9 protein-coding genes are annotated in these 18347 nt (G+C 49.5%); all 9 read right to left on the bottom strand.

All coding sequences use genetic code 11. The features are described from left to right. Positions 1-3: 3 nt before the first annotated feature. The 9 genes from NTY76_07935 to NTY76_07895 all read right to left on the bottom strand — a co-directional run bounded on the left by NTY76_07935 (position 4) and on the right by NTY76_07895 (position 18293). The gene (locus NTY76_07935) at positions 4-2070 is read right to left on the bottom strand and encodes a DUF3131 domain-containing protein (GenBank protein MCX5679013.1); all 2067 of its coding nucleotides are present in this window, start codon (positions 2068-2070) and stop codon (positions 4-6) included. A 9-nt stretch (positions 2071-2079) separates the two neighbouring features. After that, a complete protein-coding gene (locus NTY76_07930; protein ID MCX5679012.1) occupies positions 2080-8232 on the bottom strand; it encodes a hypothetical protein in 6153 nt (2050 codons plus the stop codon). Between the two features lie 80 nt (positions 8233-8312). After that, a complete protein-coding gene (locus NTY76_07925; GenBank protein ID MCX5679011.1) occupies positions 8313-10136 on the bottom strand; it encodes a hypothetical protein in 1824 nt (607 codons plus the stop codon). A 5-nt stretch (positions 10137-10141) separates the two neighbouring features. Then, a complete protein-coding gene (locus tag NTY76_07920; protein MCX5679010.1) occupies positions 10142-12433 on the bottom strand; it encodes a hypothetical protein in 2292 nt (763 codons plus the stop codon). 72 nt (positions 12434-12505) lie between these two features. Further along, positions 12506-13117: a CIA30 family protein gene (locus tag NTY76_07915; GenBank protein ID MCX5679009.1), complete on the bottom strand. Its 612-nt coding sequence runs from the start codon at positions 13115-13117 to the stop codon at positions 12506-12508. Positions 13118-13201: 84 nt separating this feature from the next. Beyond that, complete coding sequence (locus NTY76_07910) at positions 13202-14641, bottom strand: ATP-binding protein (GenBank protein MCX5679008.1); 1440 nt, start codon at positions 14639-14641, stop codon at positions 13202-13204. Positions 14642-14677: 36 nt separating this feature from the next. Next, positions 14678-15349: a response regulator transcription factor gene (locus NTY76_07905; GenBank protein ID MCX5679007.1), complete on the bottom strand. Its 672-nt coding sequence runs from the start codon at positions 15347-15349 to the stop codon at positions 14678-14680. A 22-nt stretch (positions 15350-15371) separates the two neighbouring features. Then, on the bottom strand, positions 15372-16691 hold the full coding sequence (locus tag NTY76_07900) for a sugar ABC transporter substrate-binding protein (protein ID MCX5679006.1): 1320 nt from the start codon (positions 16689-16691) through the stop codon (positions 15372-15374). Between the two features lie 27 nt (positions 16692-16718). Further along, the gene (locus tag NTY76_07895) at positions 16719-18293 is read right to left on the bottom strand and encodes a hypothetical protein (GenBank protein ID MCX5679005.1); all 1575 of its coding nucleotides are present in this window, start codon (positions 18291-18293) and stop codon (positions 16719-16721) included. Positions 18294-18347 lie beyond the last annotated feature (54 nt).

The following is an 18347-nucleotide window of genomic DNA, read 5'->3' as shown; positions in this document are numbered from 1 at the left end:
TAATTATTCAAAGAAATCTTCAACTTTTATCAATTCTTCGGCGTTTTTAGCTATCGGGTCGTTATGGAACCTTTTTCTTATCGCGCCGTCATTCAGGTAGTTATTAAGTGCAATAAAACTCATCGCCTGGTCCAGGCAAAGGTACTCCATCGCGACTTTACCTGTAGCTATATTTATGGCATCATAAAAGCCATACTCGCCATACGCATTGTATTTAACTGCCATGGTTCTTAAATTTTTAATCGATTCCTCAGGCACGAATTCAAGAGCCAGAAACGTCGCATGGGGCGTAATGACTCCGGGCTTATATCCTTTTATGCCGAGAACTTTTACGCCATATTCGGAATACCCGTCGCCCGGAACGCAAGCCGGGGACATGCCGAAAATCGGGTAACCCAGCTTTTCTAATGCGTATTTCACCTGTATCTTGGCATGCCTTTCGTCATTCAATCCCAGGCTCTTCGGCGAAAGCCCCTTCTCATCTATGATGACCGTGGGCATCAGAGCCTCGAACATGCTCCCGCCCCAGCTCGGCACAAATTTCATGCCTTCATATTCATAGTAACCGCCCCATACTTTATATCCGAGATACGTCTTCTCTTTTCTGTTCAGGGGGCTTTGAGTCTGCCATGGCCATTCCTCAGGGAAAGTCCTTGGCATGCGAAACCAGTGCTCTTTAGGTACATCTCCTTTGCCTATGGCAATATAGCTTATCGCTCTGGGCTCGGTGTAAAAAGCGCCGTATTGATATTCCGAGTAGTAGTTTATATTAGTGTAGAAACCGTGATACATATGGCCCTCAACGGGGTCATAAAAGAATGCGAAGTTCATTTCATCCAGCAGTTTACCGCATTTTTGGCTCAGCTCTTCGGGAAACGCGTTCCTTGCGACGATAATGCCGGCGGCGAGCCAGCCGCTGTCGACAAAAGAGATAAAGTTGCTTGTTCTCTGGAATATCGTGACATCGTAATAATTGTAAGGAAATCCGTTATACTTTTCCAATTTTTCCACAGAATCTATGGTGGCTTCGAGGCGCCTTATCGCCTCTTCTTTGGAAATAAACCCGAAATCATATGCCGATATGACACACATAAGATACACGCCGACATTGGTGACATTGGTATAGTCCCCGACACGGGTATCCGAGGAAACTGTGGCTCTTTCGCTGAATTTTATATTATCGAGCGGAAGGCCGTACTCCTTATCGACGATCTTATCGAAGTACTTCCAGGTATCTTTGGCTATCGTCAGGAGAAAATCGCGGTCATCTTTCGGGAATTCTTTTTTAACAAAGGTCTCTTTCGGAAATCCGTACAGCCTGGCTATGAGGAATCTGGCAAAGTCTTCGCTGTTGCCCTCTTTGTCGGTCTTCTTTTTCTTATGAGGGACTATATCGGTGATCTTGGGCCCGGGCTCGCCTGTCTTCACGAAAGCCAGGTCATCAAAATATAAGGTTCCCGCGGGATTATCGACGCGCCTCTTCTCAAAAGATACGACGAACTCCTTCAGCTCGCGCCAGTTCCGGATTCCGTTCATGACGTTCAGCGGTATCGAGACCTTCTGCCATCTGTCGGTAACGCCTTTCACGATATAGCTTGCTTTTATCGTTTCGTCGCGGCCCTCCGAATCTTTCTGGATCTTTTTAAATTCTATCTTGAAGACCGTCGTAAAGCCCTTTTCCCCATCGCCTTTGACCCAGAATTCAAAATGATCATACGATGAGGCGTCAAAATCATTGAGCTGCGTCCAGAAGCCGTTAGCGGTATCTTTAGGAGAGTTGACGTTATATTCCAGTTTAAGCGATACGCCGGCGGCGCCGTGTTTTACCACATTATCGAAAGAGAGGGCTATAGACTGGGCATTATCTTCCGGGTTCTTTTCCCATGTCCCCGATTCTCCGCCCAAATTATTTATAGGGCCCGCCCCGTTAAAATCCGCGATAGTTTCCGATGGGAATTCCTTAGGTATGGGGCGTTTATCCGCCGAGCAGTATAACGCCGGCAGGCCGCCCATCGCAAGAATAGATGAGATGACGAGGACCGATAATGCGACTCTAAGGCTCTTTTTCAAAAAAGCTCCTTACTTAAAAGGGCTCTTGCTCACGTCCCTCTGCACGCTCTTTATTTTTAAACCGCCTCTCGGACGATCCAGGTCTTTCGGCAGGATCATCTCATTCTTTGCCAGAGACGCTCCCACTACGCCTTCCATGGCCTGACGCAGCATCCATCCGGCGGCGCCGGTATACCCGTGCCATATCATTCGTCCGGGCTCAAAGTTTGTCAAGACATCCGCCGCCTGTTTATTGGGCTGGCCTCCGTAGATCTCGATCTCTCCCGGCTTCATATGGGCGATCGGCGATATCTTGAGCCATAACCTGTATGCGGTTGCCCTGTACTCATCGGCTTTGGCGTGATTCCCCTGTTTTTCGAACTCCTCCGCAAGAATGCGCGCGGCCCTTACAAGCCATTGAACGCCGTGGCAGTACATACCGTTCTCGCGTACGCCTTCGGGATATTTGCTGCTCCTGCCCAGATACGGCTTAGTATCTTCGCGCAGGGCCGGCCATCCCAGCAATATAGCGTTATCTTTTTCGAGTATCTTGAGAGCGGTATTAAATATTGCAAGTCCCCGCTCGAAATTGATACCGCTTATTACCGCCCACGATGCCGTCAGCGCATCTATCTCCCATACTCCGCTTCCTTTAATGCCTATCTCCGTGCCGTCATCGTGGATGGCACGCAGATATCTGTCTTCTCTCCAGGTCTTTTCCAGAGCGTTCTTAAGCGCATCCATCTTCTTTACATAATGGTTCTTGCGCGCGGGGCCGTCTTTGGCTTCTATAATATCCACCATCTCATTAAGGATATAGTACAGGAAGAATCCCAGCCATACGCTCTCGCCCCTGCCTTCCGATCCTATCTCATCGAGACCGTCGTTCCAGTCTCCGACCTGGATAAGCGGCAATCCGCTTTTACCTGTCCGGTCGTTCAGGATAAGATCTATCGACCTCATGCAGTGCCTGTAAACCGTATCGGATCTCGTCGTCCTGTGATACAGATGCCCCCACCCTTGTTTATTCTTAGGAAGTTTCGCGAAAGGAAACTCCGACTCCACATAAGAGGTCATCTCATCCAATATCGAATGGTCTCCCGTGGTCCTGATGTATTCGGCTACTCCCCACGACAGCCATACCGGGTTATCGGAGGCATGCGAGCGGCAGGAGAACGCCGTACGGCCGTCCGTCAATGTGAAGAACCAGTGGAAAACGTCTCCCTGGATGAACTGCTGGGACGCATGCAGGATTATCTGTTTGCGCGCAAGGGCCGGATCGATCCAGATCAAGTTAACGGTATCCTGGAGCTGATCGCGGAAACCATACGCGCCGCTGGTCTGATAGAAACCTTTTCTTGCCCATATACGTTCGGCCAGCGCCTGATATTTGAGCCAGTTCTGATACCGATCGAACTCAGGGCTATTGGTCTCAACCTTAACCGTTGCCATCAGGCTGAGCCACCATTTGCGGGTATCTTCAAGAGATTTCCTGACCTTTTCGATGTCTTTATATTTCCGGATTATCGCGGCGCAGGCCTTCTTGTCGTCGGCTTGTCCGAGGATGATCGCGACCGTTTGCTCTCCGTGCGCGGGGACCTCGATGGTCCCGAGAAGCCCAGCTATCTGGGCCTCATCGGTAAGTTGAGCGGCGTCCGGCATGCCGTTCTCCACCATGAACGGATGCGCGACGGCGCACCTGGAACCGAAGTACCTTCCCCGCTTCACCTCGAAGCCCTGGCTCGGGATGGACATCGAAACGAACGCCCGCCCTGAACGGAATATGTTGCGGGGGTTCTCATAGAATAAAGCGTCTAACGCTTTATCGTAACGCCCTCCCAGGGGGCCGGACTTTTCAGGCATGAAACCCATCACCATCTGGAAATAAGGGGATACTCTTATGCGCCTGGAGCTGTCCGCGTTATTTTTTACGGTCAATAGATAGACTCCCGTCGTATCTTCCGGCGGCACAAATATGGTCAGCTCCGTCGAGATGGTCCCTTTGGACATGCGGAATATCGCGCTTCCGTCTACGCTGAACTCAGATTCATATTTGGCGCTTCCGTCGTTCAAAGGATGATATGTCGGCGAGTACCATTCATTATGGTCCTGGTCGAAAAGATAGATCGCCTCCGAAGGGATCTCCCTTGTAACCGTATCGGCCCAATCCGGCGTAAGACGGTTCTGCTGTGAATTGCCGTTGCAGGATGTGTGAAGGCCGCGGTTGGTCACCATCACGGAATGTATGGCATTCGACATGGCATGGTCGATGGGCCTGGGCGTATACGGCGTATGGACGATCAGCGAGTTTCCATTTCCGGAAAATGTAGAATACGGCTGCGGAGTCCCGGGCGGTATCTCGCCGTGGCCGATCAAGAGCGCCCTCTTCTTCTTTTCCGGAGCAGGGAGAGCGTCTCCGCTCTGGGTGTTCAGGTGTTTCTTAATAAGCTCCAGAGCTTTATCCCGATCCTTCGAATAACCTATCATAAACCGCATCGTCGCGAAAGCCCTTGGCCCCACTGCGGCATTTACGATAAGGCTTCCGATGGGATCGAACGTCGGATAGCCGGAAGTGTCGCGGCTCGGCATAAAGTCCAGGTTATCCATTATGCGCGGGTTCCAGATGCTTCTGGCGCGGCCGATGAAATCGACGCGCGAAGCCGTAAACCCTTCCGTAGGCATCTCCGAGGCCAGTATGCCCATCGATTTGGTGGCCTTCTGCCATGACAGCACGGCATTTGCCCTGCTGATATATTCCATCTCCGGGTAGAGCCTCGCATACTGCGTATGGAACCTGTCATGAATGCCGCCGTTCAATACCCACTCCAGATACGGGACGACCTTTAACTGGCGCGGCTTATCGGTCATATTTTCGACCGTTACCTTCCACACCTCCGCCGTGGAATCCTGGTCGGGCAGGCTGATCTCCACAGTCGTCTTGACGCCGTTACTGGTATTAATTATTCTGAAAGCATCGCCGCATTTCTCGATGTTGGACGCTTCGAACTTGCCGGCCGGGAAGTTACCCACTACCGGCCATGCGCGTTTATTGGCGGCGGATCTTTCGGAAGCATCTACCACATACAATATCCTGCCGCACGGGTCTATCGTGTCATAAGAACGCCTGCTGACATCGCTCTCTCTGCCGGTGACCTCGCTGTATATATCGCCGGACTCCCTGATCACAACCTTGTATTCTCTGTTGACGAGCTCATAAGAGGTGATGCGGCGCTTGCGCGATCTCCGGCTTAACGCGCGCACAACGAAGGAAATGACAGTGCATGCAAGTATGGCCGAACATATCAGGATGATCATCTGCGGCAACGCAAGGCGCTGTATTGCAAAAAGTATTCCCTTGCCTTCGGAGGCGTTCTGCATCGCCACCGAGGTGTTCCAGGCATAGTCCCATTCTTTTCCTCTGGGAAGATAAAAAGGAATGAGTAGCGGCGCCCATGTCGCGAAACGTTTCACGCCTTCCGGAATATACCGCTGGGCCGACGCCGGGCCGATAAAGCGCCCTATCCTCTCATCGAGCCTGTCCATTCCGATGAAGCTTAAGTTAACGAGAGTGGCTACGCGCAGTCCCATATGGTCCATCCATATAAGAATGCGGAACCAGTCGAGGGCCAGTATCCATACGAAGACCTGCAGGCTCCATGCCCTGAACGCCTCCGGAGTCATCGTCATATTATTAAAAACGGCAAAGACCGTATGGATAGCACCGTCCTGGTTATACCAGGTCGGGTCCGGCATCATACGCAGGAACGTGAATATGATGGGCGACATCCATAGACCCCATCGCAATACATATATCATATGTTCGATCAGCTGGGCGAACCCGGCCTTCGAGAAAAAGAACTTAATGGGGGTCTTGTCCTTCTCAAAAAATGCCTGTAAAAATACTTTGTTTATAGCGAATAGCCATGCGGCGATCGACCAGTTGATGACTCCGGCTACCGACTCGGTGTAAAGCAGCTTAACTCCGCCGGTATAGCTTCCGAGATCTATGCGGCCCCATTTGTTGACCAGAGGGTAAGTTATATAATCGGCCGGCGGAAGATTCGAGCTGAGATATAGCCTGAACTTTTCGACAACCACCGGAACCTGCAGAGAATCCATATAGAATGCCGCGGCGCTTCCCACGAAAATTCCCAGAAGCGAATCGACAAAATAGAGCCTCCAGGACTGTATCTTCCCGCGGCCTCTTAGCGCATACCATCCATCCCTCAGGATGCTGACACCGCCGGACGCCAATAGGCCTACCAAAAGGCCGAATAGGATCCTGTCGGGCATATTATGCGCGAACAGGTTATTAGTGGCCATATAGGCGAACCCGAAACCTGCGACAGCGCCCCTGGCGCATAAAGTCAGATCCTCGTAGCTATATTTAACTCTTTCAAAGAACCGTATACTGCCGTCAAAGCTCTCGATTATGGTCTTAACCAGCGGGAAGAGAGCCGCGCCTGCGAAGATCCCGATTATTATAGGCGCGCTTGTCATCACCTTCTGCGACATCGGCGCGTTCAATATGATGCTGAGCGCATACATCATCCCCATCAATATAGCGCTATATGCCATACCTTTTTTTATACCTGTGCTGACATGTTTAGAGATGATATCGGCTGAAGGAGCTATATGTTTGCCGGCGTCGAGCAGAGCGCCCGTTATCAGATAAACCTCGCCCCACAGGCCGCCGTAGGAAAGAGCCGTCGTCAGGATAGCGGCAAAGGCTCTCAGAACCATAGGCAGTTTTGCGATCAACGCACCGGAACCGAAATTCGCTATCACCGGAGCTATAACAACTCCTAAAGAGACCAACAACATTATCAGATGGGCCCTTAGAGTCTTAACAACCTTATTTTTAGTCGCGATGGAAATGCTGTTGGTGACAATTTCATTAAAGACGAACATGACAAGCAGCCTGCCTGTCAGTTCGGATATGGCCGGCCATGTCGCGATGAGCCCAAAGGTTGCGCCGTTACCTATTATCCTGAGCATGCCGACGCTTCCCAGAAGAAGCAGCCAGTTGAAAAGATACGGCGTTCCGGCTATCAGCGAACCACTAATCACTTTTAAGTGCCTGCCGGAAGAGACTATCGACCTGGCATTGGCAAAATGGTAAATTATGAAGGCAAGCGCCGATATAAGATTACTTAACATCAAGAGCTGGACCCACGATGCCGGCGCCTGTAAAAGCTCAAACCTGCTCGATGAAGCCGCCAGAAGACCCGAAACCAGGACATTTTGGAAAACCTCAGCTGCCGTAAGGTGTCTGCCGGCCAGGACAAATTTCAAAACTTCGGCGATAAGGACGCCTATTAATCCTACCGCGAGGAACGCGTAACTAAAACCCGCATTCAGAGGGTTGGCCATCCCAAGATAATATATCTTCATCGCGGCGCCTAAAGTCATTACCACAACTATGCCGTAGAGAATATCCCTGCCAATGCCGGATAGGGCCGGTTTCTTCTCCTCCGGAGCGGGCTTTTTACCAAAGAGCATACCGGCAATCGCCGCTATAAGCGCCAGTATAAGTCCCGCTAAAAGGACCAGCCCGGCTTTTATCGCTATAACGTACTTCTGCAGGAACGTCAATTTGTAAAAATTAAGATCGAAATAAATTATTCCTTCGAGGCGTTTCTTGCTGTCTTTCGGACTGACTACAAAAACGACTTCAGTAAGCTTTCCTATCCTCTCCCAATCCACCTGCTCATTTATATAGCTCCATCCCGATTCTTCCAGATGTACCGGCGCGCTTTGCACCCCCCTATCGCCCTTTATCTCAAGCTTAACCGTAACCTCATCGAGTTGAACGGGATTCTGCACTTTTACGCCGGCCTTGACCGCGTCAACTATGTCTGCCCTGAACTTAGCGGGATAAGTCTTCGTCCAAAGGCCAACGATGGCCCCGGGGAATATCGTATAGTCGAATTTAAATACATTTTTCTTGAGCGACGCGTCGGCCTCGGTATCGACGCCTCCTATCGCGGGGCCGATATTAAACATCCCGTTCTCTTCGGCCTCCAGTATACTAAAACCGGTCGGATCGTTTACCGCGGCAAGACGCTCCTCGGCACCGGCAAGCGGTAAAATAAATCCGGCCGATAGCGTAATCAGGGTATATGCAGTAAGACAACCGACACGAATAACGTTTTTGAACAAAGTTTTATTGCCCTGCCCCATAAAGATCGCTCCTAGTTTATTCAGCCATATTGTATGCTAAGTGCCGATATCCCTGATATCGGCCTGTATTTTTTAAACTCTTATTTGACAACTATATTAAGAACCGTATCCTTGGCCAAATCTTTCTTCACGCCTTTATTCGGAACGCGCACAAGGCCGAAGTCATCGACCTTGACGGTCATTTTATAAGTGCCTGGATCCTTCGGCGCCTGCCAGACTTTAACGTCCGTCTCTTTATCATCGGCAAAATTGCCGCCATCGACGGACCATCTCAAGCTCAGCAGGTCTTTTTCGGTCTCTTCCTTTATCATCTTCGGAAGGCGCGACTGGTCGTCCTTATCAATCGTATATTCATTAAACCTGTCCTCGTCCACCAGCCCCTGAAGGGCAAATTGTATCTTGGCGCCTTTATTCACTTCTATCTGCTGTTGGCCGCCTTCTGTCATTGTGATCGCGATAGCTCCTTTTTCCCCTGAAGAACCGGCCACCGTCGGCACTATCTTAACGTCGATGCTCTGGTAAGGGTCCCATACTTTATAAGTCTCGGTAGCGTCGGTCCCGAACGCGGGAGCGGTCTTATTCTTCCTTATCTCTTTGATATCATCCGTAATCATCCGCGCGGTATAGGAATAACTGCTGGAGGGTTCTACCTTCTTCAGCGCATCCCCGGCAGAGTCGTAATTTTTGGCCCCATAGTAAAGCATCGCCATTAGCACTCTGGCATAATCGCCGGTATCCTTCCTGTAATATTTATCGATGATGGACTGGATGCTCTCTATTGCCTTATCGCGGGGCAAATTCTCATAATAGACTCTCGCGAGCATTTCAAAGGCCTTATCGAACCATGCGCTCGTTTTATACTTCTCGAGGAAACCTTCCAGCTGCGATATGGTCTTTATGTGGTCCTTCATATAATACGAGGAGAGCGCGAGCTTGTAGCTGCAATAATCGGCGGGCGGCAGGTCGGAATATTTCTCCATATAAAGACTGTAATATTTCTTCGCCTCTCTATATTTTCCGGCCGTGAAATATTTTTCCCCTACCTCCATTATCCTGGCTCCCATCTCCTCCTTATTATAATAGGCCGGGGCCGAGGCCATATATTGCTCGTACAGATTGGCAGCCGCCTTCATATCGTTTTGCTCAAAATACTGGTCAGCCGATATCCTTAGCTCATCCAGCACTTCCCTTGCTGTTTCGGGATCGACTTTTGAGGCGTAAAGGATCTTTAATTTTATGGCATATTTCGAAAGACCGAGCCTCTTCAGCTTTTCAAAAATATTTTCAAGTTCATTCTTATTGGCTTTCGCGTCATCGCTGTATTTCGCGATCTGCGAGGCGATGAGGTCAAAGACCGCATCCGACTTCTGGGGCTGGAACTTTTCCTTAAACACGAGGAATTTCAACAGATTATTATCGATAGCGAGACCCTTCGATCTGGTAGAGGTTCCTACGGTATCCAGGCACTCGATGGCCTCGTTAAAATATTTATCGCTCACCGACATATACAAGCGCCCGGCCTCGATATCATTATCTTTAGAAAGGGCCGAAAGCTGGTCGATCCTTGCCAGCGCGATGGCATAGTTAAGGTAGTCTTTGTTATTGACCTCAGCGCCCCCGGCAAGCGCCGTCCTGGCGTCGGCCACGAACTTTTCATAATTTTCGTAAGAGCAATGTTCGGAGAAAGCGTCCTCGATAAGGTTTCGCAGGGCCGCCTCATCCTTGGATGAGATTATGTCCTGGATAATGCCGTTGCACTTGCAGGGCGGTATAACTTTTTTCTGCGCGTCTGTAGCCGTCAGGTCTTCCTTGGGTTCTTCCTGCGAATACGCGGCGGAAAACGCCAGAGCGGCAGTTAAAACAAACGCAAGCACCGCTATTGTAATCGATTTCGAGTTACTCATAAAGGTCACCCTTTCTTCTTGGTAAATCCCGCTTTCACCAGCGCATCCTGAACATACTTATTCTTCATAAAATTATTCCAGATAAATCCCGTGCGAAAATTCTCTATGGGCAATAGTATCATCCCCACCCCTATTCCATAATAGGTAGGGGCATACCAATTCATATCGAAATTGAAAGAGTCTTTAAGGCCGTACTGCCCCCAGAGCCTGGGATGCGTCATATACATATATTTTAACGCGGATGTCGATAAATAAGGAGTAAAAACTATGGATCCGGCAGGGCCGGTCGGAGATACGGTGCCGTCATATTGCGGTTCGCCGCTTCCTGTAGGGGGAATGCCGAAATGCATTACGTAACCGCCCGGCCTGGCCATAGATGTTATGCCCCAGCTGTTCGGGCCATACCCTTTAAAATTATCGGCATTGTCAATGCAAAACTGCCTGTTAGCCAGGGTGGCATTCGTGGAATTTTCAAACCAGTCGATCCCCTGTTTATCGGCCATATTTCGCAGATCAAACCAGAGATGAGCGTACTGATAAGAGAAGAGAGCTCCGTGCCATGTGAATATGAACGGCTTGCCTGTCTCATAGGCTGCCGAATGCCTGGTCCATGCATAGAATACTTCCGGACCGGTAGGGAATGTCGGAGAGCCTATGGCGAGCAGGCTGACAAGTATGGCCTCATCCGTATAAAAGTCCCAATATGAATCCAGGAACCCCCGCTCAGGAGACCAACCCATAGAAAAATTATTGAACCACGGCCCCTTCTCCTGGCATAAGAACTTCCCCCACTCGACCCTTTTATATATCTCCTCGGCCTTCTGTTTAATTTCACCGCCAAAATATTCGCCGGAGGCGATGGCGCCGCAAATCAGTATCGCCGTATCGACCGTCGATATCTCGCTCTTTCCGGCGCGCTTTGCCGTATGCATATTTAAAAAATGATAGAAGAACCCGAATCTGCCTTCCGCGAGGGCTTCCTCCTCCGGCGATTTGGGCAGAAAGGTATTAAGCGCCGTCAAAACTCTCTTCCTGGCCTCATCTTTGTCCAGCCATCCTCTTTCCGCTCCTATACATAGCGCGGCAAGCCCTATTCCGGTAGAGGCTATACTGGCGTCGCCTCCGCCGGATGTATCGGCAAAGAGCCCTGTATCCGGGTCCTGATGTTCTTTAAAAAATTCAAAGGCTTTCTTCTCTATCAAATTTAAAAATTCGTCATCGGTAATCGGCTGGACGCCGCAGTCGATAAGCGCTCCCGTGGCCTTCTCGTTTCCCATTATATCGGTGGCGACAGCTCTCAGCTGATAGCTATAGAGCTCTCTGGAGTTATCCGGCTGCCAATCCGTCTTGTGAACATTGCCGCTTATATCGTAGTCTATGCCTATGGTCCTCCAGGTATGCCCCTTGTCCACGGAATATTCAAACCTGACACTCTCTAAAAAAGGGTTTTGATAAAAACTCTCGGCGCTTATTTCAAGCTCATTGACGCCGTTAAAGGTGATACAATTCTTTGCGCTTTTGCCGTTGACTTTAAACGATGCCTCGTCGGGGGGCTTTATCTCTTTGATGTCCTCAGGCTTACGGGAAAACGTGTCACCCTCCGGGCGACTGCCAAAAAGGATGTCGTCAATATATACCACGCCTTTCTTATCACCCGCTTTATTTTCAAATACGAAAACAAGTTCCAGCATTTTCGACCAATCGGTTATTTTATTGAACACCTTAAGGGGTATGACCACCTTGTTCCACTCCCTCGATATTATTCCGCCGTTAATGTAGGCATTCGCATAAACATAACTGGTTATATCCTGGCCGTATGTAAATATCCCGTCTCCATTTACGTCCTGATGCAGTTCTATCTTAATGTCGCTGACTTCCGGCACGCCTTTTATCCAGAATGATAAATAATTATATTCCGTAAGGTTGAGAGATTCCGTAGAGCCGGTCTTGCCCGGGATCTCTTTGCCCAGCTTTATCCAGTAAAAAGTATATTCGCCCAGCCTTTCAACGTCATAATCGAGCATCACCGCGCTTCCGGTATTACCTCTCACATAGCCTTCATCCTGGATCATGGCCGCAAAGACCGTGCCGGGCTTATTATCATCCCCTCCGGAAAGTCCGCCGAGATTCGTATACAGGGAGCCGCCGTTGTAGTCGGCTAAAATTATTGGCTTAATGAACTTGGTGGGTTTCTGCGGAAGCCCCTGGGCTATCGCTACGCTATTTAGAATTATACCGCAGATTATCTGGAGAGAGGTAACGGCAACTATCTTTTTTAATGCCGGAATGAGTCTCATGAAGAGCTTCCTTATACATGATATAAGGATGGGCGCGGAAGTTATCCGCGCCCATCGAATTTTTAATAACTGTTACTTGTTCTTCGTGAATCTAATGTCATCTATATAGACGACACCTTTCTTATTCGAAGCTATCCTGTCTTCGAATACGATAACAAACTCCGACAGGTTTGACAGATCCGTTATCCCTTTGAAGTCCTTAAGCGGAATAACGATATCCTGCCAGGCGTCGGTGATGTTGGTAACGTAATAACGCCCTACCTGCTTGGAGGCGTTCTTCAGCTCTACCTTAAATACAGTGGTATAGCCGATCTTACCGTCACCCTTTATCCATAGAGCGATATTATCGTACTTCGAAGCATCGAAGTTCTGCAGGAACATCCAGAACCCGTTATACGCGGGATTCTTCGAATCGACCGAATAGTCCAGCTTCATCGCGAAACCCGTAGTGCCGTGCCTGTTTACAGTGTCAAACGACTCGCTGCACCCCTGAGAGAAATCTGTGGGATCCTTGCTCCACGCTCCAAAGTCCCCGCCTATATTATTAGGCTTTTCTCCGGTATTAAAATCAGCGATCATAAACTCGCTTCCGCCAGCCACCGCATCGGCTGCGCTGGAAACGCCGGCCGCTAAAGCTACCGCCGCGGCCACTAACATTGCGGCAAAAACCAATTTCTTTGCCATGACCTCCTCCTTTCGTTTTTCTACATTAAATATACTATATGGTCGATTAAAATCAGGTTAATGGCAAATTAAAAAAAATTAATCTTAGGCGGCGGGAAAAAACACAATAAAAGCGGTGCCCAGGCCGGGAGAGCTTTCAACCCCTATCTTGCCTCCATGCGCGTCCACTACCGATTTAACTATGCTGAGTCCCAGTCCGAACCCCTGTCCGGCCCTGGATTTATCCGCTCGATAGAAGCGGTCGAATATCCTATCTATCTGGTCAGCGGCAATACCGCGCCCTGTATCCTGTATCTTTATTCTTACGCCTTCTTTTTCCTGGCGCACGCTTATAGTCACCTTACCGCCCTCCGGCGTATACTTTATGGCGTTATCGAGCAGGTTGAGAAAGAGCTGCTTCAGCTGCCGTTCATCGCCTTTTAAGGTTATGCCCTCATCATGCGATAAGCTGATCTCTATGCGTTTCTCGTCAGCAAGCTTCTTTATACTGTTAAGAGCGCTCTGTACCAGAAGATTGAGATCAAGCGCTTTTCTATCAGGTATTATATTCTGCGCCTCAAAGCTCGCCAGCATAAGCATGTTATCGGCAAGCCTGATTATCTTATTTACTTCCTCGAGGCTCGAGCGTAACACCGCTTCATATTCCTCCTGCCGGCGCAGCTTCTTCAGGGAGACCTCGAACTCGCCTTTCATGATAGTAAGCGGGGTCTTGAGATCGTGAGAGAGGTCCTCGGATAGCCTCTTCTGGGAAGCGAAGGCATGGTCAAGGCGCTCAAGCATATCATTGAACGTATCGGCAAGCTTATCTATCTCATCGCGTGTCCCGGGCACCTTCAGCTTTAATTTCATATTCTCGGCCGTGATGCCATGGATCGTCTTTATCATGCTATCGACCGGCCGCAGCGTCATCTTGGCCAGAAGGGCCCCTATTATGCCTGTCAGAAAGACCGTCAATGGAAAAAGTATGAAGAGCGCGAACTTCATCGTATCGAGAGTTGTCTGTATAGAGGTAAGGGGGCTCGCAACCTGAACGACATACTCGACCTGGGCATTTTTAACGGCAGGGGTCACGAAGACCCTGAATTTCACTATCTTTTTTGTCGGGAACGAAGGCGTGAGCGTATCGAACATGCTATTCCCGTATAGCACATATATAAGGCTTTCTTCTGAAATGCTGGCTATGCCCTGGGTGCTCTTCGAGGAGGCCACAACCGTACCGTTCGGATCGTAAATCTGCACGATAATATCGAGGAGTTTGGGGTCTTTCGAGCGTTCCTGGACCCAGCGCTGGGCTATTGTGGCAAAATTAATATTACCCTGGCTATCATCTACTCTGGCGCCGAAACGGTTCGGGCCCAGCCTCTCGGCCTCCCAATACGTTCCTATGGCGTGGACTATGCCTTCCGCCTTGGAGCGCAATAGCGTATCCATATTCTCATACAGGCTCCGGCTGACATAGTGATACAGGATGGCGCTGAAAGCGGAAAGCGTGAGAGCCAGCACCGCCATGTAAACGATCGTCATTTTGAAGCGTATCGACCTATAAAACATGCGTCGGCTCTATTCTTCTTTTAATATATATCCCCTGCCGCGGACCGTATGGATAAGCTTCTTCTTAAATCCTGAATCGATCTTGTTGCGGAGATAATTAATGTAAACATCTATAACGTTTGTGAAAGTATCGAAATCTATATCCCAGACGTGCTCGGATATCATCGTACGCGTGACGATGGACCCTTCATTGCGCATCAGGTATTCAAGCAGGGAATATTCTTTGGCGGTAAGTTCGATCTCTTTAGATCCTCTTATCACCTTATGGGTGAGGAGATCAAGCTCGAGATCGGCGATCTTAAGCTTCGTAGGGGCCTGGGTCTCTTTCTTCCTGAGGATCGCGCGGATCCTGGCCAGGAGCTCCTCGAAAGCGAAAGGCTTGGTGAGATAATCGTCGGCTCCCGAATCGAGCCCGAGGACTTTATCCTTTACGGTCTCCTTCGCGGTAAGCATTATGACGCGGGATTTTACCTTGGCCTCTTTAAGTTTTTTACAGAGAGTGAGCCCGTCGAGCTTGGGGAGCATCAGGTCAAGGAGGATCAAGTCATAATCATTGGTCTTGGCTAGAAACAGGCCTTCTTCGCCGTCATAAGCGGTATCTACGGCATAACCTTCTTCTTTAAGGCCGCGTCTTATAAAGTCGGCTATCTTCTTCTCGTCTTCCACCACTAATATTCGCATCTACTTCGTCACCGCTTTTACGCTACTGCCTCTTTATAAGAGCGTTCACCTTGTTTATGAAAGCCGCGACCGCCTCCTGGGCCGTCTTCTTTCCTCCGAACAGAAGATCTAATTCCGGTATTATATACATCTCCTTGGCCTCCCGCCATACGGGGGTAAAGGGATCATATACTACATATTTCATGGCCCCATCCAACATCTTCTTATTATACGGGACCTTGCCGTCGTTTGCCCAAAGGTTGCTCATCGCGATCGACATTATCGCGGGCTGCGCGAGGCCCGTCTCGGCAAGCTTCATCTGGGCGTTTCTCCCGGCCAGGGCTTTTATCACCTCGAATGCCTCCTTAGGATGCTTTGAGCCCTTTAATATGCAATATCCTGACCCGCCTGTGCCGAAACCGCGTTTACCGGTGGGCCCCTTAGGGAACATGGCGACATCCCACTCGAAGTCCTGTATCTTGCGCAGCCCCGGCGTCTCCCATATACCTGAGGCGAACATCGCCAGCCGTCCCGTCATAAACATCCCCTGCACGCCCATGGCCAGGTTCGTCATAGCGGTGGTCGAAGGCTGTACGTTGTATTTATTAATAAGGTCGGAATAAAACTGGAGGCCCTCTACCGATTCCTTGGAATTTAACGTGCAAACTGTCGGGTTCTTTACATCGTCCACCAGGCTGCCATCGAAAGAGTATACGAAGTTCATCCATGCCCATGCATAAAAACCATATTGAATGACCCGGCCGTCACTATCGACCTTGGTAAGCTTCTTCGCCTTATCGAGCATGTCATTCATATCCCAATCATCTGTTGGATATGGCACTTTAACTTCATCGAATAATTTCTTATTGTAATATACGCACGCGAAAGGCGCCGTATCCCGGGGCACGGCATAGAGCTTATCCTTCACCGTAAAACGGCTTATTATTTGGGGGTAAAAATCTTTCAGGTCGAACTCCGGATCGCCGCCGATATAAGGCGTGAGATCGAGGAGGACATTCTTCGACTGGAATGTCACAAAGAGGTCCACTTCGGTGCAGATGATATCGGGCTCGGCGCGGCCCGCTATGCGCGTCAGAAGCTTATCGACATATCCCCTGTAAGGAGTATGCTCAAGCCTCACCATTATATCGGGGTGCGCCTTCTGCCACTGGCTTATTATCTCTGTGGTTATATTGACTTCGTCGGGAGATCCCCAGAAAGCGACTTTTATTTCGACAGGCGATTTACCTTCGGGAGTTTTTCCGCTGTCGGCCTTGGCATGGTCGGGAGCGCACCCGGCGAGACATAACGAAAAAGAAAGGATCGGAAATAACAATATAGTTATAAGCTTATTAGGCCTCATTTTTTGTCCCCCTATATATTTTAAGTATTACATGAAGAGGTAGCACTTGAAATATACGGTTGTGAGGAAATCGTCTATATTGTAAAACTGGTTCCCTCTCCAACCGACATCGACTCTTATTATGCCGGGAGCGTAATATTCGAGGCCGGCAAGCAACCCGATGTTATCAAAATCTGACATATTAACACCAGTGGAGAGATCGAGCCCGCCCTGAACCCACAATTTGTCATAGACCCTATACTGGGCCCTGTTCTCCGAGATGATCGCAATCGCGGTGACATCGAATGGAAACGGCAGCGGAGCGCTCCCTGTCCATCCGGGCGGAACGAGAAAATTGCCATTATCTTCGGAGCGGGTATGACCGTATATGTATTTTAACATAGCGTAGGCGTTAAGACGGTCGTTGAAGTCGCGGCCGATCCTTGCCCATATCTCATACTTTTCATATGTGTTGCTGAAAGGAGAATATATATCGAGCGAATAGCTGAAGCGCCCGGTGTAACTGGTCTTCATATCCTTTGATTTAAACCTTAGTTCGGTGGCGCCGAAGTAGTGGTCCGGGGAGTTTGCCCAGTCGCAATCGAAATGATTGGATTTAAAATACTCTCCCTGCACAAAGACCTCAAACCTCGGGTTCGGCGCAAGCGCCTGATTAATATAATACGTGCTCCTCATCTCCGTAGCCTGATGGAAGTTAAACCTGGGATCGATCATTTTGTAATCTACGTTTGAATACCTGTAACCGACGTTGGACGTATACAGCCAGTTAAGCGGCTGTATCTTCGCAGTGGTTATGAACATTATATCGTTCTGGAACCATCTCGAGACTTTAAGATCGATAAATTTAGGATAGTACTCTCTATAGACATCGCGGTAATCTATAGTATACCTTATCTGCCCTTTGATATCCTGCGCGGACTCCTTCGGATCGCTTAGCGTAAATTCCGTTCCGTAAGCCCTTACGAAGAGCGGCTGCACTATGCTTCTAAAATCAACCGGCTGAAACTCGGAGTGATTGCCTATCCAGTAGCTGTTAAAGTCGCTATAGGTATGCTGCATCTCCTTAAACATTGTTATATATGCGTCGATTGGCTTCGGTTCCTGATATATTTCAACCCTTTGTCCCACTCCCAAAGCAGGGCTCTTCATAATGTAATCGACCGGCCGGAACCCTCCGAATGTGGTATATGACGCCTCAGCGCCTATCTTATTAGGGTCTATCCTCTTTAATTGATATATCTCTTCGGGCGTCTCGACTGTAGGCACATCTATCTTCTTTTCGACGGGCTGGACTACGTTGATCTCTTCTTTGGCAGCCGGCGCCGGCGGATCTTGTGGAACGGCGGGTGCAGGAGGATCCTGCGGAGCGGTAGGCGCGGGAGGATCCTGCGGATCATAAGGTGCGGGATAATGCTGTCGGGTACCGGGCGCAGGAGCATCCTGCGGAGTATTAGGTGTAAGGGTATCCTGCGGATCATCCTGCGCGGAAGTATCCCGCACGAGAGCGTCTTCGGCTAAAGCGGATCCGATTATGGCAAAGCTGAAAAGAAATGAAATTATCGCAATAACCGCAAACACATATGAAGCCCTCGCTCTTCGCATGTCATCTCTCCTGGTTTTCCGCTGTACAGCGATAATCCCGATATTAGGGTTATA

The sequence above is a fragment of the Candidatus Omnitrophota bacterium genome (genome assembly GCA_026387175.1).
Lineage (GTDB): Bacteria > Omnitrophota > Gorgyraeia > 2-01-FULL-45-10 > 2-01-FULL-45-10 > CAIMPC01.
The sequence above is the reverse complement of the archived record's forward strand: the minus strand, read 5'-3'. Positions and strand labels throughout refer to the sequence as shown.

Excerpts from the sequence above, each read along its gene's own strand:
- NTY76_07905 (MCX5679007.1), bottom strand. The coding sequence starts at position 15,349 with ATGCGAATATTAGTGGTGGAAGACGAGAAGAAGATAGCCGACTTTATA.
- NTY76_07920 (MCX5679010.1), bottom strand. The coding sequence starts at position 12,433 with ATGAGACTCATTCCGGCATTAAAAAAGATAGTTGCCGTTACCTCTCTC.
- NTY76_07895 (MCX5679005.1), bottom strand. The coding sequence starts at position 18,293 with ATGCGAAGAGCGAGGGCTTCATATGTGTTTGCGGTTATTGCGATAATT.
- NTY76_07910 (MCX5679008.1), bottom strand. The coding sequence starts at position 14,641 with ATGACGATCGTTTACATGGCGGTGCTGGCTCTCACGCTTTCCGCTTTC.
- NTY76_07900 (MCX5679006.1), bottom strand. The coding sequence starts at position 16,691 with ATGAGGCCTAATAAGCTTATAACTATATTGTTATTTCCGATCCTTTCT.
- NTY76_07925 (MCX5679011.1), bottom strand. The coding sequence starts at position 10,136 with ATGAGTAACTCGAAATCGATTACAATAGCGGTGCTTGCGTTTGTTTTA.
- NTY76_07915 (MCX5679009.1), bottom strand. The coding sequence starts at position 13,117 with ATGGCAAAGAAATTGGTTTTTGCCGCAATGTTAGTGGCCGCGGCGGTA.
- NTY76_07930 (MCX5679012.1), bottom strand. The coding sequence starts at position 8,232 with ATGGGGCAGGGCAATAAAACTTTGTTCAAAAACGTTATTCGTGTCGGT.